Source organism: Enterorhabdus sp. P55 (genome assembly GCF_009911695.1).
Taxonomy (GTDB): Bacteria; Actinomycetota; Coriobacteriia; order Coriobacteriales; family Eggerthellaceae; genus Enterorhabdus.
Genome location: NZ_QWKK01000061.1, coordinates 1 through 14,456 on the forward strand (window position 1 = coordinate 1; position 14,456 = coordinate 14,456).

The window sequence follows — 14,456 nt, forward strand, 5'->3', positions numbered from 1 at the left end:
CCCCCCCTCGGCCCCCGTCCCGCCCGCCTCGGACTCGCGCCTCCCACGGCCCCGTCCCCTCCTTCGGCCGGCTCAGAGTTTTCCCCTCCCAGCCTTGGGTTCCCGTTCTCTCGGCGCACGCTTTGTCATAGAATGGTTACCGTTACTGTGCAAACAGAAAGAGTGTGCCATGCAAATGACTCCTGAGCAGCTGGAGCTCATCACCGCCCAGTTCGCCACCTTGAAAGAGCGCTCGTCCTTCTACGCCAAGAAGTTCGAGGGCATCGACATCGCGGACATCCGCACCCAGGCCGACTTCGAGAAGCTTCCCTTCTCGGAGAAGGACGACCTGCGGGCCGCCTATCCGCTGGGGCTGCAGGCCGTTCCCGACGAGGAGGTGGTGCGCATCCACAGCTCCTCGGGCACCACGGGCACGCCGGTCATCATCCCCTACACCCAGCAGGACGTCATCGACTGGGCCACCCAGTTTGCCCGCTGCTACGAGATGGCCGGCATCACGCCGCTCGACCGCATCCAGATTACCCCGGGCTACGGCCTGTGGACTGCTGGCATCGGCTTTCAGCTGGGCGCCGAGCGCCTAGGCGCCATGGCCATCCCCATGGGGCCGGGCAACACCGACAAGCAGCTCCAGATGATGCAGGACCTCAAGTCCACGGTCATCACCGCCACCAGCTCCTACGCCCTGCTCCTGGCCGAGGAAATCTCCAAGCGCGACCTGCGCGACAAGATTCACCTGAAGAAGGGCGTCATCGGCTCGGAGCGCTGGGGCGAGAAGATGCGCAACCGCATCCAGAACGAGCTGGGCATCGAGATCTACGACATCTACGGCCTCACCGAGGTGTACGGCCCCGGCATCGGCATCTCCTGCGACGCCCACGCCGGCATGCACATCTGGGACGACTTCGTCTACATCGAGATCGTGGATCCGGAGACCGGCGAGAACCTGCCCGACGGCGAGGTGGGCGAGCTGGTGCTCACCACGCTGCGCAAGCAGGGCGCCCCGCTCATCCGCTACCGCACCCACGACCTCACGCGCATCATCCCCGGTACCTGCCCCTGCGGCAGCCATCACCCGCGCATCGACACGCTCACCGGTCGCACCGACGACATGTTCAAGGTGAAGGGCTGCAACATGTTCCCGGCCCAGGTGGAGGAGGTCATCAAGGCCACCGACGGCACGAGCTCGGAGTACCAGGTGATGATCGAGGCCATCAACGGCCGCGACGTGCTCACCGTGCTGTTCGAGACGCCGCTCGAGGGCGAGGCGCTTGCCCGCTGCGAGGAGGAGCTCGCGCTCATCTTCAAGGCCAAGCTCGGCTGCACGCCCGAGGCGCGCGGCGTGCCGATCGGCGAGCTGCCGCGCTCCGAGAAGAAGACGAAGCGCATCTTCGACAGTCGCTACTAGGCGCCCCGCACGAAAGAAGAGGTGTTTTGTGGAGGCCCCCGCATTTAAGAAGAAGCAGACCATTCTCATCGTCGACGACTCTGCCATGAACCGAGCGCTCCTGGCGGACATGATCGGGGATGAGTACGAGATCCTGGAAGCCGAGAACGGCCTTCGGGCCATCGGTCAGATGCAGGCCCTCGGCACGGGCATCTCGCTCGTGCTGCTCGACATCGTCATGCCCGAGATGGACGGCTTCGACGTTCTGGCCGTCATGAACCGCCACGGCTGGATCAAGGACATTCCCGTCATCATGGTGTCGTCGGAAAGCGCCTCCACCTACATCGAGCGCGCCTACGAGCTGGGCGTCACCGATTTCATCAGCCGCCCCTTCGACGCCAACATCGTGCGTCGCCGCGTGCTCAACACCACCATGCTCTACGCCAAGCAGAAGGCGCTCATCGGCATGGTGGCCGACCAGATCTACGAGCGCGAGAAGGGCAACAGCCTCATGGTGGCCATCCTGAGCCACATCGTCGAGTTCCGCAACGGCGAGAGCGGCCTGCACGTGCTCCACGTGAGCGCCATGACCGAGCTTCTGCTCAACCACATCATCCAGAAGACGGATCGCTACCAGATCACCCCGTCGGACATCTCGCTCATCGCCATGGCGTCGAGCCTGCACGACATCGGCAAGATCTCCATTCCCGACGAGGTGCTCAACAAGCCCGGGCGCCTGACGGACGAAGAGTTCGACCTCATGAAGAAGCACACGGTCATCGGCGCCGAGATGCTCGACGATCTGCCCACCTACCGCGACGAGCCGCTCGTGCGCCTGGCCTACCAGATCACTCGCTGGCACCATGAGCGCTACGACGGCCGCGGCTATCCTGACGGCCTGGTGGGGGACGACATCCCCATCGCCGCCCAGGTGGTGGCCCTGGCCGATGTGTACGACGCCCTCACGTCCAAGCGCGTGTACAAGGACGCCTACTCGCACGAGACGGCCATCCAGATGATCATGGACGGCGAGTGCGGCGCCTTCAACCCCTTCCTGCTGGAATGCCTGGCCGAGGTGGCCGACGACGTGCAGGAGGAGCTGAAGGTGGCGTCGTTCTCCGACCACACCGACCGCGAGATCGGCAAGATCGTCGACAAGGTGGTGCGCCCGGACGCAACCTCCAGCCGCACGTTGGAGCTGCTGGACTACGAGCGCATGAAGTACCGCTTCTTCGCGTCCATGTCCAACGAGATCCAGTACGAGTTCACGCTCGATCCGCCTATGCTGACGGTGTCGGACTGGGGAAAGTCCCAGCTCGACCTGGACGAGATCATCCTCGATCCGCTCAACGACGAGCGCCTGCGCTCTGCCTTCGGCGGCGAGATCCTCGACGCGACGGTCGAGGCGCTCCATGCCACGACGCCGGAGAACCCCGTGGTCGAGCACGATCTTCAGGTGATGGTCAACGGCGAGCCGCGCTGGTTCCACTCCACCTCGCGCGCCATCTGGAGCGACGACGAGGAGCCGGTCTACCACGGCTCCATCGGCAAGCTCGTGGACATCACCGAGAGCCACGAGCGCCTGATCGACCTCCAGTACAAGGCCAGCCATGACGCGCTGACGGGCCTTCTGAACCACGCCTCGGCGCGCCAGGCCATCATCGACCGCATGGAGGTGAGCCCCGAGGGCAACTTCGTGTTCATGATCCTCGACCTGGACTTCTTCAAGGAGGCCAACGACACCCGCGGCCACCAGTTCGGCGACGAGGTTCTGCGCCACTTCTCCCGCCGGCTTTTAGCCAGCGTGCGCGATCGCGACATCGTGGCCCGCGTGGGTGGCGACGAGTTCCTCATCTGCCTGGTGGACTGCCATACCGAGCCTGAGCCCCTGGTGGATCGCGTGTTCCGTTCGATCACCGGTGAGTACGAGGGCTTTGAGCTCTCGGTGAGCATGGGCGTGGCGTGCACCGTCGGCGGCGAGTACGGCTACGACGAGCTGTTCCGCAACGCGGACGCGGCCCTCTACGACATGAAGCGCGGCGGCCGTGGCGGCTACGTCTTCAGCGACATGACCACTTTGGAGGACGGCAAATCGGTTCTGTCTGCCATCGACGGCAGCGAGCCTGACGAGAAGGAGTAGAAGATGTCCCTGGAATCCTGCTATGCAGCCATGGGCGGCGACCTGGAGGGCGTGCGCGGCCGACTTCTGACCGACGAGCGCATCCGCAAGTTCGCTGCCATCTTCCTCGAGGACAAGAGCTTCGAGAACCTGGGGGCTTCCCTTGAGGAGGGCAACCTGGCCGAGGCGTTCCGCGCCGCCCACACCATGAAGGGCATCAGCCGCGATTTGGGGTTCACGCCGCTGTTCGAGGCCTCAAGCGCGCTGTCTGACGCCCTGCGTCTCGATGACGCCGGCGTTCCGGCCGACATGAGTGCCGTGCCGGAGCTGCTCCGCGTCACCGAGGAGGCCTACCAGCGTACCGTCGCCGCCGTTTCCGCCCTCTAGCCTCGCTTCGTTGACGGCCTGTCGGGCGCCCTCGCGGCGCTTGCGGGTCGCCCTCCTGTGTCCTTGCTCCAGCCGCGCACGTCCGCGAGAAAGGTCGACGTCATGACGACCACCGCAACCAGCATCACCCGCAACCGCATCATTGCCGCCCTTATCGTGCTGGCTTTGATCATCGCCGCCTTCATCGCCTTCATGAACGCCAACCTCGACCGTATCGTCGAGCAGAACGGGCGCTACGTCGAAGGCTCCACCGAGCAGACGGCGCGTCGCCTCAACGAGCTGTTCGGCAACGCGCAGGACAACATCGACACGGTTTCACGCATCTTCGAGCTGACGCTGAAGTCCTCCACGGTGACGCAGGAAGACTTGGCGCAGCTGTCCAACGACACCTCGTTCGACTACCTGCTGTTCACCAACGAGCAGGGCAGCGTGTCCAACATCCAGGGCCAGGGAACCGACATGGTGGACCGCGAGCACTACCAGCGCGGCATGCAGGGCGAATCCGGCGTGTGCGCGGTGTACGGCGCCAACAGCGGCGAGGGTAACGCGCTCGTGTTCTACACGCCGCTGCGCTACCACGGCAAGATCATCGGCGTCATGTCAGGCGTCTACACCGAGGCCACCGTATCCGACCTGCTCACCACCTACTTCTTCGGCGAGCAGACGTCCAGCTACCTCTGCGATAGCGAAGGCAACATCCTTGCGCGCTCGAGCAACTTCGCGGTGAAGGTGGACACCGCCTTCGACCTCTACATCGGCGAGCACAACGACGTGAGCTACCAGGACATGAAGGACGCCTTCGCCGACGGGCGACCCGTCGGCTTCACCTACGAGTCGTCCTCGGGTCTGGGCGCTGCCTACGCCGCGCCGCTTGACGTGGCCGACCTCATGCTGCTGCGCGCCTTCCCCGAGTCCATCACCAGCGCCATGGTGAACCGGGCCAACACCGCCGGCGTGAACCTCATCATCGGCATCGTGGTGGCCTTCGTGGTGTTCATCACCATCCTGCTCATTCAGGCGCGCCAGCAGAAGCAGCAGCTCCTGCTGGAGAACAAGGAGGCCACGCGCATCATCGACACCTCCGTCAACCTGTTCAAGCGCTTCGCCATCATCGACCTGCCGAATCATACCTACGAGTACCTGAAGGGTGACGACATCGGCGGCGACCTGCCCCCTAGCGGCCCGCTCGAGAAGTTCCGGGAGTACTGGAGCGCGCGCGTGCTCGATGGCGAGGATGCCGAGACGCTCGCCAAGGCCATCGGCCCGGACTTCATTCGCGAGGAGCTGACCGCGGATGTGCCGTTCCTCCAGCATGAGTACCGCATCAACCAGGACGGCGGCGTGGTGTGGATTCAGGCATCCACCCTGTGCCTGCGCCGCGACGAGGACGGCATGCCCACAGGCGTGCTGTACACCGTGCAGGACATCACCGACGTGAAGAGCCGCGAGCAGGCTAGCCGCGAGGCCTTGGAGGAGGCCTATCGCGCCGCCGATCAGGCGTCCAAGGCCAAGAGCGACTTCCTCAACAGCATGTCGCACGACATCCGCACCCCCATGAACTCCATCATGGGCCTGACGGCCATCGCCGCCATGCACATCGAGGACATGGATCGGGTGAAGGACTGCCTCGGCAAGATCACCGTGGCCAGCCGCCATCTGCTGGGCCTCATCAACGAGGTACTCGACATGGCCAAGATCGAGAGCGGCAAGATCGCCCTCAACGAGGAGGACTTCGATCTGCCCGAGGCCGTCGAGAACCTGCTGACCATCGTGAATCCCCAGATCGAGGACAAGCAGCAGCATCTCAAGGTCGACATCGCCGATATCACCCACGAGCACGTGGTGGGCGACTCGATGCGTCTGCAGCAGGTGTTCGTCAACATCATGGGCAACTCCATCAAGTTCACGCCCGAAGGCGGCACCATCGGCCTGCACATCGCCGAGAAGCCCTCGCGCATCCAGGGCTGCGGCTGCTACGAGTTCACGTTCACCGACACCGGCTGCGGCATGGACGAGGAGTTCGTGAAGCGCATCTTCGAGCCGTTCAGCCGCGCCCGCGACAACCGCGTGACCAACACCGAGGGCACTGGCCTGGGCATGTCCATCGTGAAGAGCATCGTCAGCCTGATGAACGGCACCATCGAGGTGGAGAGCACTTTGGGCGAGGGCACTACCTTCGTGGTGACTATCTACCTGAAGCTGCGCTCGGCCGAGAGCCAGGACCTCACGCATCTGGCCGGCCTGAACGTGCTGGTGGCCGACAACGACGAGAGCGCCTGCCAGAGCGCCTGCAACGTGCTCGAGCAGATCGGGATGGCACCCGAGTTCGTGACGAGCGGGCAGGACGCGGTTGACCGCGTAGCCGAGTCTGTCGCGGAGGGACGTTCCTACGCGGCCGTCATCCTCGACTGGAAGATGCCCGGCATGAGCGGCGTGGAGACGGCCAGGCGCATCCGCGAGGTGGCCTCCGACGACCTGCCCATCATCATCCTGTCGGCCTATGACTGGTCGGCCATCGAGCAGGAGGCGCGCCGTACCGGCGTGGATGCCTTCATATCCAAGCCGCTGTTCCGCTCGCGCCTCGTTCACGTGATGCAGGATCTGCTGTCTGACGGCGACGAGGAGGTCGTCGATGAGATGGCCCTGCTCAAGTCCTGCAACTGCGAGGGCCGGCGCATCCTGCTGACCGAGGACAACAGCCTGGCTGCGGCCATCGCCGAGGACATCCTCGCCATGACCGGCGTCATGGTGGAGCGCGCCGAGAACGGTCGCCAGGCGGTGAAGATGGCTACCGAGCATCCGGCCGGCTACTATGACCTGGTGCTCATGGACATCCAGATGCCCATCATGAACGGCTACGAGGCCACCGAGGCCATCCGCGCCGCGGCCGAGGACGGTCGTCCCGACCTGGCGAAGATCCCCATCATCGCGCTCACGGCCGACGCCTTTGCCGAGGACATCCGCCGTGCCCATGCTGCCGGCATGAACGCCCATATGTCCAAGCCCATGGAGATCAACGCCCTGGTGAAGACCCTCCAGGAGTGGATGTTCTAGGGGCACGCGCCCTTGCTGGGCGACCCCTTCCTCTAGCGCCTCCGTTCGGGGGGGGGGCGCTTTTTTTGCGGACGAAGGGGCGGGCGCCGGGCGTCGAGGGCCGGACGAGGGCGCCGGGGCCGGTGCCGGTGCCGACAGGCGTCGGGCCAGGCGACGGGCGGGCTCCGACCGGTGCCGGGTGGCTGTCGATTGGGTTGGGGCGCTCGCTGCGGCGGTAGTGGCGAGCGCAGCCGCTACGCCTTCTCCCGTGCCGGTTGCCTTATGTGCTTGTCGTCTGCCTCGACGCCGCTTTCTTGCGTGTTGCGAAACTCGGAGACAAGGTGGCCAAAAATGACGACCTGACGACGAAAAGAGCCCCTTTAGAGACGACCGGCCAAGGCGCACGGCGCAAAACCCCAGGTCGCGTGTTGCCACTTGCGCATCGAAGCGGCCTTTGCGACTGCAGGATGTCGTCAGGTCGTCATTTTTGGCCACTTTGCGGACGGAAAACTGCACGGCGCTCGCCATCTTGGTGCCGAATCGGGTCTTGCGGGGCGGGATGGGGTGGGGGACGGCTCATCTTCATGCGCGAGGGACACAGTCGGGGGCGAGCGCACGCAAGGAGAGGCGTCCTCGTACGAGGGGGGCGCCCCGCAGGACGCCCCCCCCCTCGTTTCGCGACAAGTGTCGCGCGACGCCGTTTTGGAACGCTCCTACACGTCGGCGGCTGCTCCGGTGGCGGCGCTGGCCAGCTCCTCCTGCTCGAGCTCGCGCTCGAACTCGCGGTCGATGGCGCCCTCGGCCGAGGGCGGGTTGATCTCGAACGGCACCGCCTTGGTGATCAGGCTCACCAGCGGCACCACTGCCAGCGACAGCAGCATGCAGAGCGCGCCGCAGTTGATGGGGCTCGCGATGAGCGGCGTGCCCGCGAATCCCATGACCATGTTGACGGCGGTCAGCCCCACGCCGATGGCGAACGAGCACCACACCGCGGCCTTGGAGATGCGGCCGGAGTATAGGCCCCACAAAAACGGCCCCAGGAACGCGCCGGCCAGCGCGCCCCACGAGTAGCCCATGAGCTGGGCGATGAACACGATGGAGGAGTGGTACTGCAGCAGCGCGATGCCCGCTGAGATGGCCACGAACACCACCAGCAGCACGCGCATGTAGCCGATCTTCTGCTTCTCGCTCATCTCCTTGACCACGTTGCCCTGGATGAGGTCGATGGTCAGCGTGGAGGACGAAGTGAGCACCAACGACGACAACGTGGACATGGACGCCGAGAGCACCAGCACGATGACCAGGCCGATGAGCACATCCGGCAGCGTGGACAGCATGGTGGGGATGATGGAGTCATACACGGGCGTGCCGTTGGCGGCATATTCGATCTGGCCGGAGTACAGGCGCCCGAAGCCGCCGAGGAAGTACGACCCGCCGGCCACCACGAAGGCGAACACCGTGGAGATGATGGCGCCCTGCTTCACCGCCGGGCCGCTCTTGATGGCGTAGAACTTCTGCACCATCTGGGGCAGGCCCCAGGTGCCGAGCGACGTGAGGACGACCACGCCGAGCAGGTTGAACAGGTCGGGCCCGAAGAAGCTGATGAAGGCGCCCTCCATGGCCGTGCCCTCGGCCGGAATCCGCGACAGCGAGATGACCGCCTCCGAGAAGCCGCCGTTGTTGAGGATAACCGCCACGATCACCGCCGTGATGCCGAGCAGCATGACGATGCCCTGGATGAAGTCGTTCATCACCGTGGCCATGTAGCCGCCCAGCACCACGTAGACGCAGGTCACTACGGCCATGCCGATGACGCAGACGTCATAGGGCAGCGCAAAGGCCATTCCGAACAGGCGCGAGAGCCCGTTGTAGACGCTCGCGGTGTACGGGATGAGAAACACGAAGATGATGGCCGCCGCCGCGATGCGCAGGGCCTTGGAGTCGTAGCGCTTGCCGAAGAACTCAGGCATGGTGGCCGCTCCCAGGCGGTGGGTGATCTCGCGCGTGCGCGGGCCGAGCACCCACCAGGCGAGCAGGCTGCCGATGATGGCGTTGCCGATGCCCGCCCACGTAGCCGCCAGGCCGTACTTGAAGCCGAACTGGCCGGCGTAGCCCACGAACACCACCGCGCTGAAGTAGCTGGTGCCATAGGCGAAGGCGCTCATCCACGGGCCTACCTTGCGGCCGCCCAAGATGAAGCCGTCAACGGTGCTGGTGGACTTGCGGCAGTAGATGCCCACGCCCACCGCCACGGCGATGAACAGCAGTACGAGGATGATTTTTTCGATCATGGTGATTCCTATCCGAACGTGCGTGCAACGCCCCGCAACGGGGCCGAACCGAAGGCGCACACGACCTCTCGCCCGGGGCTACAAAAAAATAGCCACGGGCGAAAACCCGTGTGCTATTGGTATCGGTAGGTAAATTGCGGGGAAGCGGCGTGCGGGGACTGCTGAGCCAGGTGCTCGCTCATGACGGCGCGGGCGCGCTCGCCGCAACACTTCTGGGCAAAGTGCTCGCTCATCAGGGCGCACTCCTCCGCGCCCAGAAAACCGCTATGTCCTCGCAGGTCGGCCATGGACGCTACTTTATCACAATAAAGCGATGCCGCAAGTAATAATTTCCTAAGGGGGTGTCGGACGGTCTTCGCCCGTAAAGTGGCCAAAAAAGACGACCTGACGACGGAAAAGGCCCTCGTCCGGGCAATCGCGCGGCGAGGCCAGCGCAAAACCCCAGGTCGCGTGTTGCCGCTCGCGCATCGAAGCGGCCTTTGCGCCCCCAGAGTGTCGTCAGGTCGTCATTTTTGGCCACTTTGGCCCTCGGGTTCTGCGCGACATGGTGAGAGGGCGGAGCGGCCGCGAGGGACCTGGCCGGCCGTCAGGCGGAGGGGTGGGGTGCGGGGCAGGTTCTCTCCGTCGCGCTCCTGCCTGCCGCCGCCAAGTCGCAGGGGAGGCGCCGCAGGCGCCGGGCCGCGCGCATGCGGCGCTGGTGCCGAGCGAGGCGGCGGGCTGCGCGCCCTTCTGCCGGCCGCCGGTCTTGCGGCCCGCGTCCCTTTCCGCCCCGCCCCCTGCCGGCTTGCGCAGGAGCCGCGGCCTCCCCCTGCTATACTGGTGGGCGTCTGCGGTTCGCGGGCGGGAGGCAGGTTTGTCATGCCTGCGGCCCGCGCATCGCGACCCTGCGGCCGCTGGCCGCGTCGTATCCATCCGACAGAGGGGAAACAATGGAAGGGTTTGAACTGATCAGTTCCGGTATCTGGTCGATCGTGCCCCCGCTTCTGGCCCTCGGCCTGGCGCTTCTCACCAAAGAGGTGTACTCATCGCTGACCGTGGGCGTGTTCGTGGGTATGATCATCTACCAGTTCACGCTGAACGGAGCCGGGGGCGAGCAGCTCATCGCGTCGTTCTCGATGGTTCCGCAGATGATGGCGGAGCAGATAGCGGGGAATGGGGCGCTGCTTCTCTTCCTCGCGTTATTGGGAGCGCTTACGGTGGTCATCGCCGTGTCCGGCGGCTCCCGCGCCTATGCCGAGTGGGTGTCCCAGCACATTAAGAACGCGCGCATGGCGCAGATCCTCACGGCGGCGCTCGGCATCATCATCTTCGTGGACGACTACTTCAACTGCCTGACGGTGGGCGCTGTGATGCGCCCGGTCACCGATCGGTTCCGCATCAGCCACGAGAAGTTGGCGTGGATCATCGACTCCACTGCCGCGCCTGTGTGCATCATCGCACCGGTGTCGTCGTGGGCCGTGGCCGTGGGCGGCTATATGGGCGAGGACGGCTTCAACACCTTCGTCGCCTCCATCCCGTACAACTTCTACGCGTTGCTCACCATCTTCTTCGTGTTCTTCATGCTGGCCACCAATGTGGACTTCGGCCCCATGCGCGCTGCCGAGGCTGCGTCGCAGCACAACCGCGTTCCGGCCGAGGACTCCGTGGAGGAGGAGCGCCTGGAGGCCGAGGCCGACCGCGCTGAGGCTGGCCTGCTGAAGGGCGCGGGGAACCTCCCGGAGCTCGCGCCGAAGGTGACCGAGCGCGCCGACATCGAGGAGGCCGTCTCCGGCACCATCGAGGAGTACAAGGGCCTCAACATCTCGGAGAAGGGGCGCGTGCTCGACCTGGTGCTGCCCATTCTCGTGCTCATCGTGTTCTCCATCGCGGGCATGCTTTACGTGGGCGGCTTCTTCGAGGGCGTCGACTTTGCCACGGCGGTGGGCGAGAACCCGGTCATGGGCCTGTGCATCGGCGTGTGCGTGTCGCTTGTGTGGGCGGCTGCGCAGTTCCTGCCGCGCAAGCTGACCACGCTCGGGGGTTTCATGGACGCCATGTCCGAGGGCGTACGCTCCATGGTGGGCGCCATCATGATCCTCGTGCTGGCCTGGTCGCTCGGCGGCGTGTGCCGCTACCTGCTGGGTACCGGCGAGTTCGTGTCCGGCTTCCTGAACGAGCTGGGCGTCGGGCTCGACTTCCTGCCGGCCGTCATCTTCGTGGTGTCGGCGTTCATCGGCTTTGCCATGGGCACCTCCTGGGGCACGGTGGCGCTTATCCTGCCCATCGTCATCGGCGTGTTCGAGCCGAGCGACCCGCTGTTCCTGGTGGCCGTGGGCGCCACCTTGGCCGGCGCCGTCTATGGCGACCACATCTCGCCCATCTCGGATACCACCATCCTGTCGTCGGCCGGCGCCAAGTGCAACCACCTGCGCCACGTGGCCACGCAGATTCCCTATGCCACGCTCGTCATGGTCGTGTGCCTCATCGGCTACGTCATCGCCGGCTTCACCAAGAGCCCTTGGATCTCCCTGGGTCTCGGCGTGGTGCTGATCGTGGCGGCGGTGCTCGTGCTGCGCAAGCTGGGCGGCAGCAAGAAGAACGAGCCGGAGGTGCTGGCCGAGTAGCCCCCCGTCTATCTGGAATGCGCGCGGCGCCTCGGGCGGTCGCGCGCCAGGCGGCCCGCGCGTGATGGCGCGGGCCGCTTTCGTTCACATAACCGCCATACGGCAAAGGCGGTGAATTAGTGCCTTTGACCAGGCTTTGGTAAACTACTCGAAACATAACCTGAGAGAAGGAACCCTATGATCACCGGAGACATGGAGAAGCTCTATCCCTCCGCGAAGACCCTCGTGAAGGACTGCGTGGCCAGCCGCATCCACGGCAAGGACGCCACCCTGTACGACTTCTCCGACGAGGCGCGCGCCTGCGCCGAGAGCTTCATGGGATGGACGGACCTGGCCAGCCATCCCGCCTGCTCGCTTGAGCGCATCCAGGAGTTCGCCGACGAGGCGGTGGCCGGTGGCATCAACACCGTGGTGCTCATCGGCCAGGGCGGCTCCACCCAGGCGCCCATGACCATCACCAAGTACAACAAGCAGGATCACAACCGCGTGACGTTCCGCACGCTGGACTCCGACTCGCCGGTGCGCCTGCGCGAGGTGCTGGCCACGGCCGATCCGCGCACGACGCTCATTATCATCTCGTCGAAGAGCGGCGGCACCATCGAGCCGCGCCTGGTGCTCTCAGCCCTGCGCGACGCCTTCGCCCAGGTGATGCCCGCCGACGAGCTGGCCCGGCACCTGGTGGCCGTCACCGATCCCGGCTCGGAGCTTGAGCGCCAGGCTGCCGAGGAGGGCTGGGCGGCCGTGTTCTCCGGCGAGCCCACCGTGGGCGGCCGCTTCTCGGCGCTTTCCGTGTTCGGCCTGCTGCCGGCGGCGCTGGCCGGCATCGACCTGCGCTCGTTCATGGACCACGCCATCGAGGCCGAGCGCCTCTGCAGCGAGGATGCCATCGACAACCCGGCCATCAACCTGGCCGCGTTCCTCTATGACAACTACCTGAAGGGCCGCAACAAGTTCTCGTTTCTCACGCCTAAGCGCGGGCGCGTGCTGGGCCTGTGGATCGAGCAGCTGGTGGCCGAGTCGCTCGGCAAGGACGGCCAAGGCATCCTGCCGAACATCGAGATAGACACGCTGCTGCTCACCGCCGATCCGGGCGACCGCAGCGTCATCATGTACCAGACCAAGGCCGACCTGTGGGACGAGTCCAAGAACTTCGAGATGTCGCTCGCCTACATCGACCCGTCCATCCCGCGCCAGCACTACCGCATCGACTCGGTGGAGGAGCTGGCCGAGCACTTCATCATGTGGGAGTACGCCATCGCCATGTGCGGCTACCTGATGAAGGTGTGCCCCTTCGACCAGCCCGACGTGGCCTCGGCCAAGGCCGTGGTGCTCGACATCCTGCGCGACGGCCAGCCGGCGCCCGACTTCACGCAGGACTTCATCGACGATGTGCACATGGGCGAGGCGGAGGTGCGCCTGGCGCCGCTGTTCGCGGACTGCACGGACGTGCGCGGCGCGCTGCGGGCGCTCCTGGGCAGCATCAAGCCGGGGGATTTCTTCGCGCTCAACGCGTTTCTGCCGTTCACGGGCGAGGGCCGGCGCGAGGCGCTTGAGGCCATCCGCCATGACGTGGCCGAGTCCTTCGGCGTGGTGTCGTGCTTGGAGGTGGGGCCGCGCTACCTGCACTCCACCGGCCAGCTCCAGAAGGGCGGCCCCAACTGCGGCGTGTTCCTCATCCTGTCGGCCGACGAGCTGAAGGACGTGCCGCTGGCCCGCGAGGCCGAGAGCCTGGGCGCGCTTGCCAAGGCGCAGGCGTCCGGCGACCTCATCACCCTGGCCGATCGCGGTCGACGCTGCGTGCACCTGCACCTGCCCGACAACTCCGGCGTGACCCTGCGCTGCCTGGCCGAGGTGGTGAACGGGGTGATCGCCGACCTCTTGGTAGATCGCGCCCTCGAGGCGGGCGAGTAGGCGAAGACGCTGACGCGCGGCCGGCCTCGACGGGCGGCCGCGCTTTTCTCTGATGGGAGGGTGCCCTCATGGTCGAGGCGCTGGACATTCAGGTACGCGGTATCGTGCAAGGGGTGGGGTTCCGCCCCTTCGTTTATCGCATGGCAAAGAAATACCTGATCAATGGATGGGTTTTGAACGCCGCCGACGGCGTGACCATCCATGCGGAAGGCGAGTCGAAGCTGCTCGACGAGTTCGTGATGGAGCTGTCGGACAACGCGCCGGCCGCCGCGCAGGTGACTGAGATAGACTTGCGCGAGGTGCCGCTGGAGGGCTTTGACTCCTTTGAGATCCGCTTCTCAGACGAGGGCGCGGTGGAGAAGACGACGCTTGTCTCGCCGGAGCTGGCTACCTGCGACGACTGCGTGGCCGAGCTGTTCAACCCCAACGACCGCCGTTACCGTTATCCGTTCATCAACTGCACCAACTGTGGCCCGCGCTTTACCATCATCGACCGGCTGCCCTACGATCGTGCCAAGACGTCGATGCGCGGCTTCCCTCTGTGCGAGCGCTGCGCTGCCGAGTACGCCGACCCGCTCGACCGCCGCTTCCACGCCCAGCCCAACGCCTGCTTCGCGTGCGGGCCGGCGGTTTCGTGGGTGGAAGCCGTGGGGGCCGCGGAAGATGCGGCGGCCGCGGGCGTGGAAGGCGCGGCGGGCGCGGAGGGCGCGGCGGGCGCGGCCGCGGGC

At 65.6% G+C, this 14,456-nt stretch carries 8 protein-coding genes; 7 read left to right on the forward strand and 1 reads right to left on the reverse strand.

Features of this window, described 5'->3' with window-relative positions:
- Positions 1 to 169 precede the first annotated feature (169 nt).
- The 4 genes from D1643_RS07040 (at position 170) to D1643_RS07055 (ending at position 6,944) form a co-directional block, all read left to right on the forward strand.
- Positions 170 to 1,405 (forward strand): phenylacetate--CoA ligase family protein, encoded by a 1,236-nt coding sequence (locus D1643_RS07040; RefSeq protein WP_160709954.1) that lies wholly within the window; start codon positions 170 to 172, stop codon positions 1,403 to 1,405.
- Between the two features lie 28 nt (positions 1,406 to 1,433).
- Entirely contained in the window at positions 1,434 to 3,524 is a 2,091-nt protein-coding gene (locus D1643_RS12255; protein ID WP_201751015.1) for a diguanylate cyclase, read from the forward strand.
- Positions 3,525 to 3,527: 3 nt separating this feature from the next.
- Entirely contained in the window at positions 3,528 to 3,890 is a 363-nt protein-coding gene (locus D1643_RS07050) for an Hpt domain-containing protein (RefSeq protein WP_160709955.1), read from the forward strand.
- Positions 3,891 to 3,992: 102 nt separating this feature from the next.
- Positions 3,993 to 6,944 carry a response regulator gene (locus tag D1643_RS07055; protein ID WP_160709956.1) on the forward strand — a complete coding sequence of 984 codons (2,952 nt, stop codon included), beginning with the start codon at positions 3,993 to 3,995 and terminating at the stop codon, positions 6,942 to 6,944.
- Between the two features lie 692 nt (positions 6,945 to 7,636).
- On the opposite strand, the gene D1643_RS07060 is transcribed toward D1643_RS07055, so the two are convergent.
- Positions 7,637 to 9,214 (reverse strand): sodium:solute symporter, encoded by a 1,578-nt coding sequence (locus D1643_RS07060; protein ID WP_160709957.1) that lies wholly within the window; start codon positions 9,212 to 9,214, stop codon positions 7,637 to 7,639.
- Positions 9,215 to 10,143: 929 nt separating this feature from the next.
- Here D1643_RS07060 and D1643_RS07065 point away from each other — a divergent pair.
- The 3 genes from D1643_RS07065 to D1643_RS07075 all read left to right on the forward strand — a co-directional run.
- Positions 10,144 to 11,817 carry a Na+/H+ antiporter NhaC family protein gene (locus D1643_RS07065; protein ID WP_160709958.1) on the forward strand — a complete coding sequence of 558 codons (1,674 nt, stop codon included), beginning with the start codon at positions 10,144 to 10,146 and terminating at the stop codon, positions 11,815 to 11,817.
- Between the two features lie 177 nt (positions 11,818 to 11,994).
- Complete coding sequence (locus D1643_RS07070; RefSeq protein WP_160709959.1) at positions 11,995 to 13,728, forward strand: glucose-6-phosphate isomerase; 1,734 nt, start codon at positions 11,995 to 11,997, stop codon at positions 13,726 to 13,728.
- Positions 13,729 to 13,796: 68 nt separating this feature from the next.
- The coding region (locus D1643_RS07075; protein WP_160709960.1) for an acylphosphatase at positions 13,797 to 14,456 on the forward strand (660 nt) is incomplete at its 3' end.

Bases quoted from the DNA above. Each gene is read 5' to 3' on its own strand.
- D1643_RS07040 (WP_160709954.1), top strand. From the start codon at position 170: ATGCAAATGACTCCTGAGCAGCTGGAGCTCATCACCGCCCAGTTCGCC.
- D1643_RS07050 (WP_160709955.1), top strand. From the start codon at position 3,528: ATGTCCCTGGAATCCTGCTATGCAGCCATGGGCGGCGACCTGGAGGGC.
- D1643_RS07055 (WP_160709956.1), top strand. From the start codon at position 3,993: ATGACGACCACCGCAACCAGCATCACCCGCAACCGCATCATTGCCGCC.
- D1643_RS07060 (WP_160709957.1), bottom strand. From the start codon at position 9,214: ATGATCGAAAAAATCATCCTCGTACTGCTGTTCATCGCCGTGGCGGTG.
- D1643_RS07065 (WP_160709958.1), top strand. From the start codon at position 10,144: ATGGAAGGGTTTGAACTGATCAGTTCCGGTATCTGGTCGATCGTGCCC.
- D1643_RS07070 (WP_160709959.1), top strand. From the start codon at position 11,995: ATGATCACCGGAGACATGGAGAAGCTCTATCCCTCCGCGAAGACCCTC.